Origin of the sequence: Labedella endophytica (assembly GCF_003990045.1) — a bacterium.
GTDB classification, from domain to species: Bacteria; Actinomycetota; Actinomycetes; order Actinomycetales; family Microbacteriaceae; genus Labedella; species Labedella endophytica.
In genome coordinates, this window is record NZ_RZGZ01000004.1 from 256,116 (window position 1) to 274,298 (window position 18,183).

At 71.4% G+C, this 18,183-nt stretch carries 15 protein-coding genes; 8 read left to right on the forward strand and 7 right to left on the reverse strand.

What is annotated here, in order from left to right; translation table 11 throughout:
• Window positions 1-16: 16 nt before the first annotated feature.
• The 4 genes from ELQ94_RS14595 to ELQ94_RS14610 form a co-directional block, all read right to left on the reverse strand.
• Window positions 17-1,618: a tetratricopeptide repeat protein gene (locus tag ELQ94_RS14595; RefSeq protein ID WP_127051090.1), complete on the reverse strand. Its 1,602-nt coding sequence runs from the start codon at window positions 1,616-1,618 to the stop codon at window positions 17-19.
• Between the two features lie 3 nt (window positions 1,619-1,621).
• Window positions 1,622-3,007: an AAA family ATPase gene (locus tag ELQ94_RS14600; RefSeq protein ID WP_127051091.1), complete on the reverse strand. Its 1,386-nt coding sequence runs from the start codon at window positions 3,005-3,007 to the stop codon at window positions 1,622-1,624.
• Window positions 3,004-4,356 (reverse strand): glycosyltransferase, encoded by a 1,353-nt coding sequence (locus ELQ94_RS14605; RefSeq protein ID WP_243697049.1) that lies wholly within the window; start codon window positions 4,354-4,356, stop codon window positions 3,004-3,006. The genes ELQ94_RS14600 and ELQ94_RS14605 overlap by 4 nt, the downstream gene beginning before the upstream one ends.
• A 185-nt stretch (window positions 4,357-4,541) precedes the next feature.
• Window positions 4,542-5,243 carry an NADPH-dependent F420 reductase gene (locus ELQ94_RS14610; protein WP_243697050.1) on the reverse strand — a complete coding sequence of 234 codons (702 nt, stop codon included), beginning with the start codon at window positions 5,241-5,243 and terminating at the stop codon, window positions 4,542-4,544.
• A gap of 131 nt (window positions 5,244-5,374) precedes the next feature.
• Between ELQ94_RS14610 and ELQ94_RS14615 the strand changes: the two genes are divergently transcribed.
• Window positions 5,375-6,478 (forward strand): NAD(P)-binding domain-containing protein, encoded by a 1,104-nt coding sequence (locus ELQ94_RS14615; protein ID WP_127051092.1) that lies wholly within the window; start codon window positions 5,375-5,377, stop codon window positions 6,476-6,478.
• Window positions 6,479-6,506: 28 nt separating this feature from the next.
• Here the strand turns inward: ELQ94_RS14615 and ELQ94_RS14620 are convergent, their stop codons facing one another.
• Window positions 6,507-6,866 (reverse strand): UBP-type zinc finger domain-containing protein, encoded by a 360-nt coding sequence (locus ELQ94_RS14620; protein WP_127051093.1) that lies wholly within the window; start codon window positions 6,864-6,866, stop codon window positions 6,507-6,509.
• Window positions 6,867-7,025: 159 nt separating this feature from the next.
• Between ELQ94_RS14620 and ELQ94_RS14625 the strand changes: the two genes are divergently transcribed.
• The 3 genes from ELQ94_RS14625 (at window position 7,026) to ELQ94_RS14635 (ending at window position 13,292) form a co-directional block, all read left to right on the forward strand.
• Window positions 7,026-10,628: a TM0106 family RecB-like putative nuclease gene (locus ELQ94_RS14625; RefSeq protein ID WP_127051094.1), complete on the forward strand. Its 3,603-nt coding sequence runs from the start codon at window positions 7,026-7,028 to the stop codon at window positions 10,626-10,628.
• Between the two features lie 252 nt (window positions 10,629-10,880).
• Entirely contained in the window at window positions 10,881-11,903 is a 1,023-nt protein-coding gene (locus tag ELQ94_RS14630) for an aldo/keto reductase (protein WP_127051095.1), read from the forward strand.
• A gap of 126 nt (window positions 11,904-12,029) precedes the next feature.
• Window positions 12,030-13,292 carry an MFS transporter gene (locus ELQ94_RS14635; RefSeq protein ID WP_166404830.1) on the forward strand — a complete coding sequence of 421 codons (1,263 nt, stop codon included), beginning with the start codon at window positions 12,030-12,032 and terminating at the stop codon, window positions 13,290-13,292.
• Between the two features lie 123 nt (window positions 13,293-13,415).
• Here the strand turns inward: ELQ94_RS14635 and ELQ94_RS14640 are convergent, their stop codons facing one another.
• A complete protein-coding gene (locus ELQ94_RS14640; RefSeq protein ID WP_127051097.1) occupies window positions 13,416-14,012 on the reverse strand; it encodes a dihydrofolate reductase family protein in 597 nt (198 codons plus the stop codon).
• Window positions 14,013-14,112: 100 nt separating this feature from the next.
• Between ELQ94_RS14640 and ELQ94_RS14645 the strand changes: the two genes are divergently transcribed.
• Window positions 14,113-14,553 carry a hypothetical protein gene (locus ELQ94_RS14645; RefSeq protein WP_127051098.1) on the forward strand — a complete coding sequence of 147 codons (441 nt, stop codon included), beginning with the start codon at window positions 14,113-14,115 and terminating at the stop codon, window positions 14,551-14,553.
• A 124-nt stretch (window positions 14,554-14,677) separates the two neighbouring features.
• Here ELQ94_RS14645 and ELQ94_RS14650 read toward each other — a convergent pair whose 3' ends face one another.
• Entirely contained in the window at window positions 14,678-16,210 is a 1,533-nt protein-coding gene (locus tag ELQ94_RS14650) for an MFS transporter (protein ID WP_127051099.1), read from the reverse strand.
• A gap of 120 nt (window positions 16,211-16,330) precedes the next feature.
• Between ELQ94_RS14650 and ELQ94_RS14655 the strand changes: the two genes are divergently transcribed.
• From ELQ94_RS14655 to ELQ94_RS14665, 3 genes are all read left to right on the forward strand, one after another.
• The gene (locus ELQ94_RS14655) at window positions 16,331-16,621 is read left to right on the forward strand and encodes a hypothetical protein (RefSeq protein WP_127051100.1); all 291 of its coding nucleotides are present in this window, start codon (window positions 16,331-16,333) and stop codon (window positions 16,619-16,621) included.
• A gap of 66 nt (window positions 16,622-16,687) precedes the next feature.
• Entirely contained in the window at window positions 16,688-17,125 is a 438-nt protein-coding gene (locus ELQ94_RS14660) for a YchJ family protein (protein WP_127051101.1), read from the forward strand.
• Window positions 17,126-17,435: 310 nt separating this feature from the next.
• On the forward strand, window positions 17,436-18,137 hold the full coding sequence (locus ELQ94_RS14665; RefSeq protein WP_127051102.1) for a nucleoside/nucleotide kinase family protein: 702 nt from the start codon (window positions 17,436-17,438) through the stop codon (window positions 18,135-18,137).
• Window positions 18,138-18,183 lie beyond the last annotated feature (46 nt).

Consider the following 18,183-nt stretch of genomic DNA (forward strand, 5'->3'; position numbering starts at 1 on the left):
GTGGTGAGCGCGCCCGTCACCCTTCCGGGGCGGTCGGAGGGATGTCGAGGGGTGGGATCGAGGGGATGTCGAAGTCCGGGATGTCGATCGTCGGAGGTGGCGAGTTCAGGTCGTCGAAGTAGTCCGGCGGGATGGTGGCGGGGGCCGGGTCCGAGTCGTCACCGATGGTCGGGGCGGGTTGGCCGGAGGCCCACGACGCCGTCGCGACGGTGAGGAAGGCGACGCCGCACAGCAGCATGATCGTGAGCAGGATGCCCGGGACGACGAGGCGGAACGCGCGCCAGGCGGTGGCGGCCTGGTTGCCGGGGACTCGCGTCCAGAAGGACGCCTCGACGAGGCATACGAGCCCGACGATGCCGGCGATCACGCCGAGGGCCGCGCGCGCCGTGCTCGACTCGTCCGGTGCATCGGGCGGGATGAGGCCGACGATGCAGAAGGGGATGAGCAGGAGCGGCGTCGTCGTGGCGCGGGCCCAGCGGTTGCGCGACAGGGCGAGCGTGTACCGGCCGAGCGGCTTCGGCGCGCCCTGATCGAGGCCCGGTGCCGCCGGTCCACCCTCGCTCAGGAGATCGTGTTCCGCGTCCGCCGAGGTCGCCACCGCGCGTTCTCGGGAGAACGTGGCGATGCGCGTCACGACCCAACCGAACGTCGCGACCACGAGGGCCCAGGCCGCCGGGGCGAGACCTGTGGCGAGGAGGACGCCCCCGAACACGCCGAAGATCGCGGCGGTGCGTCCGCCCCAGCGCGTCGCCACCCGCCAGGGCGCCTTCGAGTCGAGTTCGGCGCGATACCCGGGCGGAAGCGCCTGATAGCTCTTGTACTGGGTGGCCCACACCGAGAACGACGCGGCGGCCACGCCGACCATCCATCCGATGCGGTAGTCCGTCACGAGCGCCGTGCCGAGGGCTGCGAGGGCCGGGCCGAGCCACAGCATCACGAGCATCGCGCGGCGGCGGGTCGTCACGAGGGATTCGAAACGCATGCGCAGCGCGAGGTCGGCCGGCGAGGTCGCGAGGAGTCCGCTCACGATGTCGATCGACTCGTCGGGATCCCGGGCCAGCTCGGACTTCAGGGTGAGTAGCTGCGTGTTCGTCGGATCCTGGGCGAGACCGTCGTCGACGAGGCGCCGCGCCTCGGCCGGTCGCCCGGTGAACACCTCGATCTTCGCGGCGAGGACCGTGTACCAGGGGTCACCGCCGCCGAGCGCGAGCGACTGCCGCACGATCGCACGCGTGCGCTCCTTGCCGGCCGTGGACTTGTCGACCGACGCGTGGAGCGCGAGGTACATGAGCGCCGTCGGCTGTTCCGGCTGGTAGTGGAGCACCACGTCGAGGTGTTGTTTCATGAGGGGCCGGTCGCCCACCTGGTAGGCGGCCCACGCGATCATGAGGCGGGCCTGGAGCGAGTTGGGGTTCGCCTCGAGGGCCGCGGTCGCGGTCGTGACGACCTCCGGCCACCGTCGGCGGGCCTCCGAGACCTTCGCCAACGAGAGCAGGAGCGCGCCATCGTCCGGGCGCTGGGCGAGTTCGGTGCGCAAGAGCGTCTCGGCGCGATCGACCTGCCCGACGGAGAGGAAGGATTCGGCGCGATAGACGACGCCCTGGACGTGCTCGGACACGTCCTAGCGGATGCCGCGCGACTCGAGGAACTCGGCCAGGTCGTCGTAGCGGCCGTCGGTGTTCGCGAATGCGACGACGTTCTTCGCCCCCGACAGCCACGGCCCGGTGGACGGCCGGATCTCGCTCAGCACGTGGCGCAGCTCGTCCATGCCGATGGGCTGCACCTCACCCGACTGGATCGAACGGAGCATGGCCTGCTCAGCGGCGGAGGAAACGAGATGCTCGAGGTCGGCGCCCGAGAAGCCGTCCGTGCTGCGGATGAGCTCCCCGAGGTCGATGCCGGCGACGGGCCGACGGTCGAGGTGCATACGCAGGATGGCCTCGCGCGCGGGCGCGTCGGGCGGGAGAACGAGGAGCATGCGGTCGAAGCGGCCGGGGCGCATGAGCGCCGGGTCCACCTCCCACGGGCTGTTCGTCGCGGCGAGCACGAAGAGGCCGTCATTGTCCCCGACCATCGAATCGAGCTCCATGAGCAGCTGGTCGACCATCGCGCGCATGCCCGACCAGCCGGTGCCGATGCTCGAGCGCTTCGCTCCGATCGCGTCGATCTCGTCGAGGAAGAGCACGGCGGGGGTCAGGCTGCGGGCGTGCTCGAAGAGCGCGCGCAGGTTCTTCTCCGTCTCGCCGAAGTGGGTGCCGAGGATGTCGGCGAGGCTCGCGGTGAGGAACCGGGCACCGAGCTCGCCGGCGATCGCGCGCGCCATGTACGTCTTGCCGCAGCCGGGAGGGCCGTAGAGGATGAGGCCGCCACGGAGGTTCTTGCCGAACGCCTTCGCGAGCTCGGGGTGCTTCATGGGTTCGAGGAAGCTCTCGCGCAGGCGCCGCTTCACGTCCTCGAGACCGCCGACGTCGGCGAGCGTCACGGTGCTCTGGTACTCGTCGACGACAGGAGCTGCGGTGTCGCCGCCGGGGGTGATGGGCATCTCGTCGGTCGATTCGGGGTCGGGCGTGGACGCGACGTAGGGCGGCGGGACGGCGGATGCTCCGAGCTCGCTCTCCGCGCGGGTCCAGTCGAAGGAATCGTGATCGCGGGCCTCAGGGGCCTCGGCCGCCCTGCTGAACTCGTCGCGCGGTTCCTGGAGATTCGATGAGATGGCGTCGCTCGTGTCTGCGGAGGCGTCGCGGCGGTCGTCCTGGTCCTGCGCGGTGTCGTTCGCGTCGCGCGCACTGCCAGCCGGCGGGGTGCGCATCGCGCCCGTGGCCTGCGTGAGGACGGACATCGCCTCGCCGTTCCCGGGCTCGCGGGCGAGGGCCGTCGCGGCCTGGGTGACGGCCTCGTCGAGTCGTCCTCGGTCGAGCAGGAGTCGGGCGACCTGCACGCGGAGCTCGACGTTCTCGGGGCTCGCCTCGAGAGCTGCGAACAGGCTGTCGAACAGGGCGTCGCTCATGCGTTCAGCCTACCGACGCCCCGTGTCTCTTTTCCTTCCGGGAGGTGACGCGATTCGTCGCCGAGCGGGCCGCCGACGACCGCGTGGCTCCGCCGCGCGCGCGTCACCCGACCATCGGCCGAGGCAGCATCGGTGAGCTCGCGGAGGTGGGCGGCGAGCCGGCCGGAGTCGAACTGACGCTCGACGAGCGCACGGGCGCCGAGCGCGAGGGCCGCCGTGTCGACGGAGCCGTCGGTGAGGCGCATGATGGTGTCGGCGAGCGCCGCGATGTCGCCCGGTTCGCACAGGAGGCCCGTCTCGCCGTCGATGACGACCTCGGGAATCCCTGTGACGGAGGTCGAGACGCACGGGACGCCGACCGCCATCGCTTCGAGCAGCACCGTCGGCAGCCCATCGACGTTGCCGTCCTCGCCCACGACGCACGGAACGACGAATGCGTCGGCGGAGCGGAGGAGGCGTGCCACCTCGTCCTGCGGAATGGGGCCGAGGAGGTCGACGACGTCCTCGAGTCCCCGGGCGCGGACGCGTTCGGCGAGGGACTCGGCGCGTTCGCCGCCCCCGGCGAGCTCGAGGGTGACGCGGACCCCGCGGTGCCGGAGCAGCGCTACGGCGTCGATGAGCACCTCGAAGCCCTTCTTCTCGACGAGCCGACCCACTGCGACGAGGCGCAGGGTCTCACCGGGCGTCGTCGGCCGACGGAACGGGAAGCGATCGAGCTCGAGGCCGTTGTGCACGAGGTGAATGCGCTCGACCAGCTCGGGAAGGAGGCCCTCGAGGTACCGCACGTTATAGGCGCTCACCGTCGCGACGTAGGAGGCACCCGCCACTTTGCCTCGCAGGTGCTCGGTCTGCACCGACTCGTGGAAGAGGTCCTTCGCGTGGGCGGTGAAGGAGTACGGGACACCGGTCAGGCGGCTCGCGAGGCGCGCGACCGTAGTCGCCGAGGTCGCGAAGTGGGCGTGCAGGTGGGTGATGCCATCGACGATCACGCGCTGCGCCAACCACACGGCCTGCACGGCGTCGTCGACCTCGACCGCGAGGAGCTCGTCGAGCTCGCGTCCGATCGCCGAGGACAGCGACGGGAGCCGAGCCGCCTCCCTGAGCACGTCCCAGAGTGCGGACGGCCGGGTCGTCTGCGGCGCGTAGTTCACCTCGGCGGCCACGCGGGCGAGCTCCGGGTGGAACCGCGGGTCGTCGGAGCGCTGCAGGGCGAAGATCGTGATGTCCTCGCCGGCGGCCTCCCGCGCGAGCAGTTCCGTGACGATGAACGTCTCCGAGAACCGCGGGTAGACCTTCACGACGTAGCCGATGCGCGCTTGCGTCGAGCGCTCGATGCTGTCAGACCGCACTGGGACGTCCTTCTTCTTCGCCTGAATCCCGTTCGAGCTTCTCCCGAGTTGGCTTCGCTCCACTCATCGTGGACCCTCTCCCGTCGAAGTGCGGACTTTTGCCCCCGAATCGGGCGTTCGGGGGGCGGAAGTCCGCACTTTCGCGACGGGAAGGGGGGAGGGAGGAGGGAGGAGCGGGCCGGGCGTCAGGAGGAGGCGCGGGCGGCGGCGACCTCGCGGCCGCGCGGGGTGTCCGCGAAGCGGGCCATCATCGTGGCGATCGTCGCGGCGTCCTCGTTGGCCCCGAAGGCCTCGGCGTGCGGTTCGAGGCGGATGCTGTCTCGGAGTGAGCCGGCCGCGACGGGGTCGAAGCCGAGTCGATCGACGATGTCGTTCACGATCGCGACCGCCTCCGCGTCGTCCCCGGCCACGGCGATCGCCTTGCGACCGTCGGCTCCCGTGGGCTTCGGACCCTCATCGAGGTCGTGGTAGCCCATGTGGTTGAAGGCCTTCACGATGCGCGAGCCGGGCAGGAACGCCTGCACGCGCTCGCTCGTGGAGACCCGAGGGTCGGTGAGGTCGTCGCGGATGCCGTCGACCTCCCACCAGTAGTTCATGGCGTCGATGACGACCTTCCCGTCGAGCTCGGCGACAGGAACGCTCGGCAGCTTGCCGAGGGGCAGCGCGAGCACGACCACGTCGGCGTCGCGCGCGGCTTCCGCGCTCCAGACGGCCTCGGATCCCGGCGCGAGCACGCCCACGATGAGGCGGATCTTGTCCGGCGTGCCGGACCCGGAGATGAGCACGCGATACCCGGCCTCGACCGCGAGGCGCGCGAGGATCGTGCCCACCTTGCCGGCGCCGAGGATGCCGATCGTGCGGGGCTCGTCGGGTCGTTCCATGCTCATGCGTGCTCCTCCTCCGGGACCATCGGTCCATTTCCATGCGTACGAATGGAAATAACACCGACGCGTGTCGAGTTCTTCCCAGTGTCGCCGACGTTCGTTCCCCTGGCGCAATCGCCCGCACGGGAGGCACCATGGACCGCATCGCGACCGTCGTCGTGATCGGCGCGGGACAGGCCGGGCTCTCCGCGGCGTTCCATCTCCGGCGCCGCGGATTCACCTCCGCACTGGAACCCGCGACACCCGATGCGCGCACGTTCGTGGTGCTCGACGCGAACCCCGCGCCCGGCGGCGCCTGGCAGCACCGCTGGGAGTCGCTGCGCATGGCCACGGTCAACGGGATCTTCGACCTGCCGGGCCTCCCGAAGCCACCCATCGATGACACGGATGCGTCGCGCGACGCCGTGCCGGCCTACTTCGCCGCCTACGAGAGGGAGTTCGGCTTCCCGATCCTGCGCCCCGTGAGTGTGGACGCGGTGCGCCGCGCGGATGACGATCCGGCCGGCGACCTGCTCGTGGAGACGGATCGCGAGGGGACGTGGCGCACGCGCGCCGTGATCAATGCGACCGGCACGTGGACGAGTCCACGGCTGCCCGCGTACCCCGGCGCGGACACGTTCCGTGGCCGCCAGCTCCACACCCGCGACTACGTCTCGGCCGACGAGTTTGACGGGCAGCGCGTCGCGATCGTGGGCGGCGGGATCTCCGCGGTGCAGCAGCTCGAGGAGATCTCGCGCGTCGCGCAGACCTTCTGGTTCACGCGGCGCGAGCCGGTGTTCCTGGAGGGCGACTTCCTGCCGGAGACGTCGGGTCGCGACACGATCGCGAAGGTCACGGCCGACGTCGAGGCGGGGCGCCTCGCGGGCAGCGTCGTCTCCTACACGGGGCTCATCTGGACGGACTACGCCCTCGCCGCCCGGGACCGCGGGGCACTCGCGCGGCGCCCGATGTTCACGGCCATCGAACCCACGGGCGTGCGCGAGGCCGACGGCTCCTTCACCGAGGTGGACGCGATCCTCTGGGCCACCGGCTTCACCGCCGCGCTCGAGCACCTCGATCCGCTCGACCTGCGCGGACCCCTCGGCGGCATCCAGTTGGAGGGCACGCGCGTGGTCGCCGAACCGCGCGTGCACCTCATCGGCTTCGGGCCGTCCCAGTCCACGATCGGCGCCAACCGCGCCGGCCGCGAGGCGGTCGCGACGCTCGTGAAGACGGTGCTCGCAGCCGACACGGCGTGACCCGGGGGACGATCGATCGACTTCCGCGTCACTCCCGCCCGTTCAGGATGTCCAGCCAGTTCGTGGGGAGCCGCTCCGCGGGACCGGGCACCGTCTGATCGACGGGATGGCTCTGCGGATCGGCGAGTCGCGGACCGGCCGCCATCGACTCGGTGCCGTAGTCCCAGAACCAGTCCTCGCCGGGCTCGAAGCTCTGCATGACCCGATGCGCGGTGGATCGGTAGTGCGCCGTCGCGTGGCGATTCAGCGAGTCGTCGCAGCAGCCGACGTGGCCGCACGCGGCGCACCGGCGAAGGTGGAACCACCACGAACCGGTCTCGTCGCACTCGACGCAGCCCGGTCCGCTCGGCGGCACGGCGGGGTCGATCCTGTTCGTATCGATCGTCATGAGACGACTGTGCCGCCTCGGGTACCGTCGCGTCCAGACCCCCGCGCCCGGTCGGGTGCGTTCTCGGCGTTCGTCGTCCACAGGGCGGTGTCGCGTGTGTCGTCCCCTGCGGCGCATCCCGGCCCGTGACCGTCGGTGGTCGCGGCTAGCCTCATCAGCATGTACCTCCTCGATGGCGTCACCCCGATCACGAGCGCGAGCGACCTCACGGCCGCCTCGAAGTGCGAGTTCGCGTTCCTCCGGTCGATCGACGCCAAGCTCGGCCGGGTCGAGGCCACGGTGGACGACGACCCGATGTACGCGCGCTCCTCGGCCCTCGGCGACGAGCACGAGCTGCGCGTGCTCGAGCAGTACCGTGCGGAGTTCGGCGATGCGGTCCGTGAATTCGAGCGGCCCGACGTGCGCGATCGCGCGGCCATGGAGCAGGCGCATCGCGAAACGATGCAGGCGTTCCGCGACGGGGCTCCCCTCGTGTTCCAGGCCGTCTTCTTCGACGGCTCGTTCGTGGGCTTCGCCGACTTCATCGTGCGCGTGCCCGCGACGGAGGACAAACCGGCCCGATACCGCGTGCAGGACACGAAGCTCGCGCGGTCGGCCAAGGTGCCGGCGCTGCTGCAGCTCGCCGCGTACGTCGAACAGCTCTCGAACGAAGGCATCCCGGTCGATGACGAGGTCGACGTGATCCTCGGCGACGGCACCGTGAGCACCCACCTCGTGGCCGACATCCTCCCCGTGTACCGTCGCCGCCGCAACCGGCTCGTGCGCATCGTGCAGGAGCGTCTCGACGACACCGAGCCCGTGCGCTGGGACGACCCGCGCTACACGATCGACGGACGCTGCGCCGATTGCGAGCGCGAGATCCAGGAACGCCGCGACGTGCTCCTCGTCGCGCGCGTACGCCTGACGCAGCGCGAGCGACTGCGCGCGGCCCGCGTCACGACGATCGACGAACTGGCCGCGCGCACGGAGCCGGTCGAGGGCATCGCCACGGCCACTCTCGAGGGCCTGCGCGAGCAGGCGGAGCTGCAGCTGCAGGCACCGTCCGACGGCGGTGCACCTCCCGTGCGGCTCATCAGTACCGACCCGATCGCGCACCTGCCGGTGCCCGATCCGGGAGACGTCTTCTTCGATTTCGAGGGGGACCCGCTCTACACCGAGGGCAGCCCCGGCCACCCCGTCGGCACCCGCTGGGGCCTCGACTACCTCTTCGGACTCGTCGACGTCGACGAGAAGTTCACGGCCTGGTGGGCCCACGACTTCGCCGCGGAACGCGAGGCACTGCGCGGCTTCCTCGACTGGATCGCCGAGCGCCGCGCACGCTTCCCCGGGCTGCACATCTACCACTACGCCGCGTACGAGCGCACGCACCTCCTCGCACTCGCCGCCCGCCACGGCACGGGGGAAGAGGAAGTGGACCAGCTGCTCCGCGAGGGCGTACTCGTCGACCTCTACCCCGTGGTGCGCGCCGCCGTGCGGGTGGGCTCCCGCTCGTATTCGATCAAGAAGCTCGAGCCGCTCTACATGGGGGAGGAGCACCGCGAGAGCGACGTGAAGGACGGCGCCGCCTCCATCGAGGCCTACGCGCACGCTCGGGAGCTCGCGGCATCGCCCGATCCGGCCGTCCGCGAGCGCGGCGCCGCCGAGCTCGCGGAGATCGGTGATTACAACCGCTACGACTGCGTGTCCACCGTGCGATTGCGCGACTACCTCCTCTCGCTCGCACGAGCGGTCGGTGTCGAGCCGGGTGCCCCCGTGGTCGAGGTCGGCGAGCTCGCCGTCGCCGAGCCGTCGCCGCTCCACGCCGAGCTCACGCGGCTCGCGGGCGATCCGCTCGACCCGGAACGCGATGCGGACCACGCGGCGCTCGCGCTCGCGGCCGCGGCCATCGACTACCACCGGCGCGAGCAGAAGGTCTTCTGGCAGGAGCACTTCACTCGCCTGTCCGCTCCCGTCGACGAGTGGGCCGACGTGCGCGACGTGTTCGTCGTGGACTCCGTCGAGGTCGTGCGCGACTGGTACCGCGAGGGAAAGCAGCGTACGGACCGCCGTGTGCTCCGCCTCCACGGCACGCCCGCCCCCGGCAGCTCCCTCAAGGCGGGGAGTGAGCTCAACGCGCTCTACGACGTGCCGGCGCCGTTCTCGAACCCGGGCGGCACGCCGGGTGCGCGGTCGTGGACGGGAATCCGCGTGCTCGAGAACGACGACGAGGGCACTCTCCTCATCGAGGAAGGGCTCCGCGGCGGTCGCGATCCATACGACGACGCCCCTGTGGCCCTCACGCCGGGGGCTCCGCCCCGCGCCGGTGCGCAGGCCACCGCGATCGAGCACTGGGGCAACGCCATCCTCGATGCGTTCGCGGCAACCGCGAACGTGCTGCACCCGGGCATGGACCTCGCCTCCGCCTCCTGGCCAGCGGACCCCGTGGTCGACATCCTCCGCCGCCGTGCCCCGCGCACGGTCAGCGGATCGCCGCTGCGCCACTCGCTCGGCGACGACGGTGCGGCCCGCACGGTGCCCGACATCGTCGCGAGCCTGCTCGATCTCGACCAGTCGTACGTCGCCGTCCAGGGTCCCCCCGGCACGGGGAAGACCTACGTGGCCACCCACGTCATCGCCGATCTCGTGCGCGAACACGGGTGGGCCGTCGGCGTCGTCGCGCAGTCGCACGCCGCCGTGGAGCACCTCCTCACCGGACTCGTGAACAACGGGCTCAGCCCGCAGCTCGTGGCGAAGTCGCTCAGTGCTTCTTCAACCAGTGCGAGCGTCGGCCCCGACGAGGCCGAGCGCGCGTTCACCGTGCTCCCGAAGAGCGGCCACCTCGCCTACGCGGCGGAGCGCACCGCGGCGGGCACGGGGTACGTCATCGGCGGCACCGCGTGGGACTTCAGCAACACCGACCGCTTCGGCCGCCGCCAGCTCGACCTGCTCGTGGTGGAGGAGGCCGGGCAGTTCTCCCTCGCCCCCACGATCGCCGCGAGCGTCGCCGCCCGCAACCTCCTGCTCCTCGGCGATCCCCAGCAGCTGCCGCAGGTCACGCAGGGCATCCACCCGGAACCCATCGACACCTCGGCCCTCGGCTTCGTGGCCGACGGTGCCGACGTGCTCCCCGCCGAGATCGGGTACTTCCTCGCGCAGAGCTGGCGCATGGACCCCGCCGTCACCGCCGCCATCTCCGACCTCTCCTATGCCGGGCAGCTGCGATCTGCCCCGTCGACGGCCCACCGCCACCTCGACGGTCTCGCCCCCGGCGTGCACGTGGTGCCCGTGGCGCACGAGGGCAACGCGACGCATTCGTCGGAGGAGGCCGCGGCCGTCGTCGACATCGTGCGCGGTGTCCTCGGACTCGGATGGACCGACCCCGGCGCCCTCCACGATGGGAAACCGCTCGACCGTCACCCGCTCGAGCAGTCCGACGTCATCGTGGTGTGCCCGTTCAACGCCCACGTGGCCGCGGTCCATGAGGCGCTCGACACCGCGGGACTCACCGGGGTGCGCGTGGGCACCGTCGACAAATTCCAGGGTCAGGAGGCGGTGATCGCGATCCTGTCGCTCGCCGCGTCCTCGCCCACCGAGGTGCCGCGCGGCATGTCGTTCCTGCTCATGAAGAACCGGCTCAACGTGGCCGTCTCACGCGCCAAGTGGGCCGCGTACGTGGTGCACAGCCCCGCGCTCACCGACTACCTGCCGCACACGCCGGCGGCGCTCGCCGAACTCAGCGCGTTCCTCCGCCTCACCGACGCCGCGGTGGCGCCCGCGAGCTGAACTCCGCCCTGAGGGGCTCCGCTCTGAGGCGAGGATTCACTTCGCGCCCGACGTCGGCGCGCTGCAGGTTCTGCTGAGCGCTGCAGCAATTGCTGCCGCGCTCGCCAAACACTGCCGCGCGAGACGCAGAAGCTGCAGCGTCTCGGAGGCGACGGCGCGACCGAGTGACCGAGGCGAGACGCGGGAACGTAGCCTGACCGCAGCCCGGTCAAGGGTTCGGCGCTGTCACCCGCTGCGCCTACGCTGAACATCATGGACAAGCGCATTCTCGGTCGCACCGGAGCGACCGTCTCCGTCATCGGACTCGGCACATGGCAGCTCGGAGCGGACTGGGGTGACGTCTCCGAGGCGGACGCCCTCGCGGTACTCGACGCCTCCGTACAGTCGGGTGTCACCTTCTTCGACACGGCCGACGTCTACGGCGACGGTCGCAGCGAAACCCTCATCGGCCGTTACCTCGCTCAGAACCCGGGCCACGGCATCACCGTCGCCACGAAGATGGGGCGCCGCGTGGACCAGGTCCCCGAGAACTACACCCTCGACAACTTCCGCGCGTGGACGGACCGGTCGCGTCGCAACCTCGGGGTCGACACCCTCGACCTCGTGCAGCTGCACTGCCCGCCCACCCCCGTCTTCAGCTCCGACGCCGTGTACGACGCGCTCGACACCCTCGTGGAAGAGGGCGCCATCCGCCACTACGGCGTGAGCGTCGAGACCACCGACGAGGCGCTCGCCGCCATCGCCCGCCCGGGCACGGCCACCGTGCAGATCATCCTCAACGCGTTCCGTCTCAAGCCTCTCGACCGCGTGCTCCCTGCCGCCGCCGAGGCCGGCGTCGGCATCATCGCGCGCGTCCCGCTCGCCTCGGGCCTGCTCAGCGGCAAGTACACGACGGAGACGACCTTCGCCGAGAACGACCACCGGAACTACAACCGCTCGGGTGACGCGTTCGACGTGGGCGAGACCTTCGCGGGTGTCGACTTCGAGCGCGGTGTGGCCGCCGCCCAGGACTTCGCCGCCCTCGTCGCGGGCGAGCCCCTCGCGGGCCCCGACGGCGAGCCCGGCTCGGGCGAGTACAGCACGGCGCAGGTCGCGCTCGCCTGGGTCGCGCAGCAGCCCGGGGTCAGCTCCGTCATTCCGGGCGCCCGCTCGGTGGAGCAGGCCGAGGCGAACGCCGCCGCCGGCAGCATCGCACCGCTCAGCGAGGGCTTCCTCTCCTCTGTGAGCGACCTGTACGACGAGTACTTCCGTGCCGCCGTGCACGAACGCTGGTAGTGCGACATTGAGGGGTGCCGCGCACAGTGGCCGCGGGATTGCTCCCGAGGGCGCCAGCATCGCTCGAGGGCGCCACGTCGGAGTGGCGCCCTCGCTCGGGAGTATCCCCTTCGCCGGGTCGAGGTGGTGAGGGGGCGCAAGCCCGGGCTCGGTCCTGCGTTCGGCAACCTCTTCACGTCGAACCTGGCGTCGAGCCTCGGCGACGGTATCGCGCGCACGGCCGCTCCGCTCCTCGCCGTCCGTCTCACCGACGACCCGCTCCTCATCTCGGGCATCGCCGCTCTCGCGATGCTGCCGTGGCTGCTGTTCGCGGTGCCGGCCGGCATCATCATCGACCGGATCGACCGGCGCACCGCTCTCGCCCTCGCGAACGGTGGCCGAGCGGTCCTCGCCGGCGGGCTCGTGGCCCTCGCGGCGACGGACTCCCTCACCATCTGGTGGTTGTACGTAGCGATCTTCCTCTACGGCATCGGCGAGACCGTCTACGACGGTGCCATCCGCGCGGTCGTGCCGTCGATCGTCGACCGGCGGAGCCTGCCGCGCGCCAACTCGCGCATCGAGGCGGGCGAGCTCGTGGTGCAGAACTTCCTGTCCGGCCCGTTCACGTCCGCCCTCTTCGCGGTCTCCGTCCTCATCCCGCTCGGCGCGAACGCCCTCGTCTACGCGGGGGCCGTCGTGCTCGCGGTCCTCCTGCCGCGCGCCGCCGCGGGCACGCACCTGCAGGCGGCGGCCTCGCAACCGCGAGCGGCGTGGCACCACCAGTTCGCGGACGGATTCCGCTTCATCCTCGCGAGCCGCATGCTCACGACCTTGCTCGCGCTCAGCACCTTCATCGGGCTCTGCTACAGCGCCGCCACGGCGAGCTTCGTGCTGTACCTGCTCGACCGGCTCGCCCTGCCCGAGGCGTTCTTCGGGCTCTTCATGCTCACGGGCGCGATCGGCGGCATCCTCGGTTCGCTCGTCGCTCAGCGGCTCAAGGACCTGTGGGGAGCGGGAACGGCGATGGCCGTGGCGAACGTGATCTCCACCGCGTCGTTCCTCTTCATCGGGCTCGTCCCCACGCTGTGGGCAGCCGGCGTTGGCTACTTCGTGTCGTCCGCCGCGGTGCTCGTGTGGAACGTGCACGTGATGTCGCTGCGGCAGAGCGTGATCCCGAGTCGCTTACTGGGACGCGTGCACGGCTCGTGGCGCACGGTGCTGTGGGGCTCGATGCCGCTCGGTTCGGTCATCGGAGGCGCGCTCGGCCGCATCGATCTCACGGTGCCGTTCATCGTGGGAGGGGGGCTGGCGACGATCGCGGCGCTCGTGTTCTTCCGCTTCCTCCGCACCCTGCCGAACCCGGAGGACATCGACAACGGCGACCCCCGCCACGACCCCCCTCCCGCCTGACCGCCTCCTGTCGAATCCCGAAAGGGCTACTCCCGAGCGGGGGCGCCACTTCTACCTACCGCCCTCGGCAGCGAACAGGCGCCCTCGGGTCGAGCATCCGAGGACACGAACCAAGGACACCCCCTACGGCGCCACCTCACGCACCGCGTAACGTGCGTAGACGACGCCGCTCGCGAACGTGCGTGATTCGAGTAGCTGCAGATTCGCGCGCACGCCGGCGGGGTAGTGCGGGGTGCCGCCTCCCACGATGACGGGGAACGTGAACACGTGGTACTCGTCGACGAGTCCCGCCCGCATCGCCTCGGCGGCGAGCATCGCTCCGCCGAGCCCCACATCGGTGTCCGACGCGGCGACGAGCGCGCGCACCGCGTCGGGGTCGAAGGTGCGCTCGAGCCGGGTGCGGGCCGTCGACACCTCCTCGAGCGATGTGGAGTAGACGACCTTCTCCGCCGCTCGCCACAGCTCCGCGTAGTCGAGCGCGACGGCCGCACGCTCCGCGTCCGGACCCTCCGGCTCGGAAGCGGGGTCGAGCGCCGCCGTCTCCCAGTACGCCATCACCTCGTAGGTACGCCGCCCGTAGAGGTAGGTGCCGACGGGGCGCTCGAGGTCGTTGATGAAGGCGTGCACCTCGGGGTCCGGTTCGGCCCAGTCGAATTCCCCGTCGGCATCGGTGATGTACCCGTCGAGCGAGGCGATCGTGGAGTAGAGGAGTCGTCCCATGGCGGCAACTGTAGACCCGGCGCGCCGCCACGCCCAGGACTGGTGGCGTGCCGCGTGATGGCGGCGGGACGAAGCGTCCGCGCGCTGCTACCGTGAACCGGTGCAGTCTCCCGCTTCCGACCCCTCGCCCGCGCCGATCACCGACGGTTCTCGTCGCTCGATCGGGGGCGACCCGGCGGCGCGGCTCGCGCGCACCGGCGTGCGGGTGCTGGCCATCGGTGCGTCCGCGGCGCTCGTGGGAGCGATCATCGTGGCTGTCCTCGCGATCTCCGACGACGACGATGCCGTGACCGCGGCCTCCGCGATCCTCGTCGTGGTGGCCGTGCTGCTCGGAGCGCTCGCGGGGTATCTCTTCGCGGCCCTTCGCGCGCACGGCGGGACCGGATCCACCTCGCCGGCGGTGCGGCCCGCGGAGACGGGCCTGCGGGCTCACGGCGCCGACGGCGGTGAGGTCGTCTCCGACGACGAGATCGCGTCGGCTCGAGCGCTCTTCGGCGAGGGCGCAGGCCCTGCCCGCATCGATCCGTCCTGGCCGCGCTGACTCGACCCTGCGCGTCGGGCCCCGACGCGGGGTCGCCACCGTCGGCTCCATCGAGCCGGCCTCACTGAGCTGCTCCCGCGGGACCGAGTACGCGGAGCCGTCTCCGTGAGCACCGCGGATCGGCTCAGCTCCGCGCGTCCCGCGCCTCCCGCTTCGACGGCAGGCCCACGACGAACGCCACCGCGAGAGCGATGAGGGCGACGACGGCGGTGTACCCGAGGGTCGCGACGAACGGGGCCACCGAGGTGCCGTCGTCGAGGACGAACTGGCCGGGGAACGTCCCGACGCTGATGACCGGTCCCACCGGCGAGGCCGCCGTCATGAGGGTGAACACCAGGCCGGAGAGGGCGAGGGAGACGCTCGCGCCCACGGCCTCCGACAGCGATAACGCCGACGTGTTCCGTCCCTCCTCGCCGCGGTCCGAGGAAGCGAGGACGATCGTCGTGATGCGCGGGAACATGAGTCCCATGCCGGCGCCGGCGAGGAACCAGCCGATCACGGCGACGACCGGGTGCAGCATGAACGCCGCCGTGACGACCTGCACGACGGTGCCGGCGAACAGGAGCGATCCGCCCACTCGCATGAAGACCCGGTGGGGCACGGAATCGCCCGCGCGACCCTGGATCGCCGAACCGCTCGCCCAGGCGATGGCCCCGGCCGTGAGGGTGACACCGGACAACCACGGCGGGAGTCCGTAGCGGTCGTGGAGGAGGAGGGGGAGGTAGACCTCGGTTGTGAAGAACGTCGCGGCGATGAGGCCGCGGAGGAGTACGGCCGACGGGAGGCCGCGTCGTGCGGTGAACGTCCCCGGCGGGAGCAGCGGGCGCACGAGCACCGCGATGGCGACGAGTGCTGCCGCTCCCGCGAACCACCGCGTGGCGTCCGGCAGCTCCGCGCTCAGGCTCAGGGTCACGACCGCGACCGCGACGGCCGCGCTCAGGCCGAGCCGAGTGGTGGCGCCGAGTGGTCGGCGCGTCCCGGGCGCGGCGACCGCGCCGTCGTCGTTCGGCAGCTCCGGTTCCCCGGCATTGCGCCCGAGCGACCGGAGCGCGGGCGCCACGAGGACACCCGCGGCGGCGACGAGCGCGACGACCCCGAGGAACACCCAGCGCCAGCCCGCGGTGTCCGCGACGATCCCCGCGACGAGCGGGCCGACGAGCGACGGCACGACCCACGCGGCCGCGAAGGCCGCGAAGATCTTCGGGTGCAGCGGCGGCGGGTAGAGCTTCGCGACGAGCACGTAGATCGACACCGTCATCGCGCCCGACCCGAATCCCTGCACGAAGCGACCGGCGACGAGCGCGGGCATCGCGAGCGCCAGTCCGGCCACGATGAGGCCGATCGTGAACACCACGATCGCGGCGACCAGCGGTCGCGCCGGGCCGCGTCGATCGGCCCAGATGCCGGCGCCCACCATCCCGACGACGCTCGACGCGATGGGCGCGGCAAAAGCGAGGGAGTAGAGGGAGGCGCCGCCGAGCTCGTCGCTGACGACGGGCATGATCGTGGTGACGGCGAGGGATTCGAAGGCCGCGAGGGTGATGAGTGCGCACGTGCCGACGGTCGTGAGGGCGAGTCCTCCGGCGAGGATGCCGGTGCGGGCGTCGGGCGGTGTCGATGCTCGTGTCGGCTCGGGGTTCGGGGGAGTGGTGCTCACAGTGATTCGAGCCTAGGACCACCCGCTGCCAGCGACCACCCGCTGTCAGCGACCACCCGCTGTCATCGAGCACCCGCTGCCGTCGACCACCCGCTGTCATCGAGCGGGTAGCGTCGGATCGTGCCTTCCTTCCGCGTGACGATGACCGTGGGTGCGTTGATGCCGGGTGTCGCGCCCGAGCAGGTGCAACCGCGGGCGGAGGAGGCGGCGCGCGAGGTCGCCGTGCTGGAATCGTCGAACGTCGATGTCGTCCGGGGCGAGGCGCGGTTGACAGTGCGCTTCACGGTGGAGGACGCCGAGCTTGCGTTGCAGGTGGCGCGTTTCGTCGTGTCGAGCACGGCCGAGGTGGTGCGTGTGGGCCACTCGACCGTCACGGAGCGCGACGGCGGAACGTGGCGCCGCCTCGGCTGAGGCGCTAGTGCGGCTCGAGGGCTACACCTCTACCTGGCGCCCTCGAACCGCATGTGGTGCCGTGGGATGACGAGCCCGGAGGAGGGGGAACGCGACGGTGGTAGCGTGCGGGACGTGAACGACGACGAGCGTTGCCCCTGCGGGAGCGGCGACACCTACGGCACCTGCTGCGGCCCCCTCCATCGCGGGGAGGCGGTCGCACCCACGGCGGAGCGCCTCATGCGCTCGCGCTTCACCGCGTTCGTCCTGCACGACGCCCGCTACCTGCTCGCCACGTGGCATCCGACCACGCGCCCGCCACGGCTCCACCTCGACGCCGACGTGCGGTGGTTGCGGCTGCTCATCCTCGGGCACTCGGCGGGCGGGCCGTTCGACGACGAGGGCACCGTGGAGTTCGAGGCGATCTTCCGCACGGCGGACGGCCGCGGGGTCCAGCACGAGAACAGCCGATTCGTGCGCGAGGACGGGCGCTGGGTCTACGTCAGCGGGGTGGTCGCGGACTGAGGCGGTTCCCTCAGGGGCGTGTGGGCCGGCGGGGCGCCTGGGCCGGACAGGGCTGCCCGGGCGAGGAGCTGATCGGGCGAGAAGAAGACCGAGGCCCGGAGACCACTCCCCGCTGGAGCGTTTCGCCTCCGGGCGCGAGCCGTTCTTTCGCACCCCCGAACCCGCGACGTCCGAGTGGCCGAACGAGGTCCGTCTGCGGGTTCTCTTCCATTGGACCCCGGCGGAGGCCGACTGTCACGACCCCTCTTGACGGGGTTGCCGCTACCGTCGGGAAGGAACACACCGCGAAGTATCTCGGGAGGGAGCACTCATGAGCCAGGGTGACGTGACGGTGCCCAGGGGCGCGGGGCAGTCGATCCTCCAGGGGGTCGAGGCGCTCGCCGCAGACATCCGGTCCCGTCTCGCGGCTCGATCCGGCCGGCTGATGGTCGGCCTCGCCGGGTCGCCGGGATCAGGGAAGTCCACCGTGGCCGCGCTCCTGATGGACGCATTCGGCACCGACGCCGCGCTCGTGCCCATGGACGGATTCCATCTCGCGAACGAGAAGCTCGAGATCCTCGGGCGTCGAAACCGCAAGGGCGCACCCGACACCTTCGACGCCCACGGGTACGTCGCGCTGCTAGAGCGCTGCCGCGCGGCGGGCGATGTGACCGTCTACGCGCCGCGCTTCGTGCGGGAGATCGAGGAGTCCTATGGGTCCGCCATCGCGGTGCCTCCGCGCGCGCGGATCGTGATCACGGAGGGCAACTACCTGCTGTTCGATGAGGAGCCGTGGGGTGAACTCGGTGACGTGCTCGACGTGCGGTACCACCTCGCGGTGGATGAGGACCTGCGCCGCGAACGCCTGATCGCGCGCCACATCGCCTTCGGAAAGAGCGCGGAGGACGCCCGGGAGTGGGCGCTCGGCCCCGACGAGGCGAACGCCGTGCGCATCGAGGCCGCCTCCGCGCGCGCCGACGCGGTCGTGCGGCTCTCGGTCATGCGGACGCCGTCCCCGCTCCGCGCGGGCTGACGACGCCGAGGGCGCCATGTATGCAGCGAGGGCGCCACCTCTAGGT

What these genes read in the sequence shown, in the direction of transcription:
- ELQ94_RS14600 (WP_127051091.1), bottom strand. Translation starts at nt 3,007, where the DNA reads ATGAGCGACGCCCTGTTCGACAGCCTGTTCGCAGCTCTCGAGGCGAGC.
- ELQ94_RS14610 (WP_243697050.1), bottom strand. Translation starts at nt 5,243, where the DNA reads ATGAGCATGGAACGACCCGACGAGCCCCGCACGATCGGCATCCTCGGC.
- ELQ94_RS14615 (WP_127051092.1), top strand. Translation starts at nt 5,375, where the DNA reads ATGGACCGCATCGCGACCGTCGTCGTGATCGGCGCGGGACAGGCCGGG.
- ELQ94_RS14620 (WP_127051093.1), bottom strand. Translation starts at nt 6,866, where the DNA reads ATGACGATCGATACGAACAGGATCGACCCCGCCGTGCCGCCGAGCGGA.
- ELQ94_RS14625 (WP_127051094.1), top strand. Translation starts at nt 7,026, where the DNA reads ATGTACCTCCTCGATGGCGTCACCCCGATCACGAGCGCGAGCGACCTC.
- ELQ94_RS14630 (WP_127051095.1), top strand. Translation starts at nt 10,881, where the DNA reads ATGGACAAGCGCATTCTCGGTCGCACCGGAGCGACCGTCTCCGTCATC.
- ELQ94_RS14640 (WP_127051097.1), bottom strand. Translation starts at nt 14,012, where the DNA reads ATGGGACGACTCCTCTACTCCACGATCGCCTCGCTCGACGGGTACATC.
- ELQ94_RS14660 (WP_127051101.1), top strand. Translation starts at nt 16,688, where the DNA reads ATGACGAGCCCGGAGGAGGGGGAACGCGACGGTGGTAGCGTGCGGGAC.
- ELQ94_RS14665 (WP_127051102.1), top strand. Translation starts at nt 17,436, where the DNA reads ATGAGCCAGGGTGACGTGACGGTGCCCAGGGGCGCGGGGCAGTCGATC.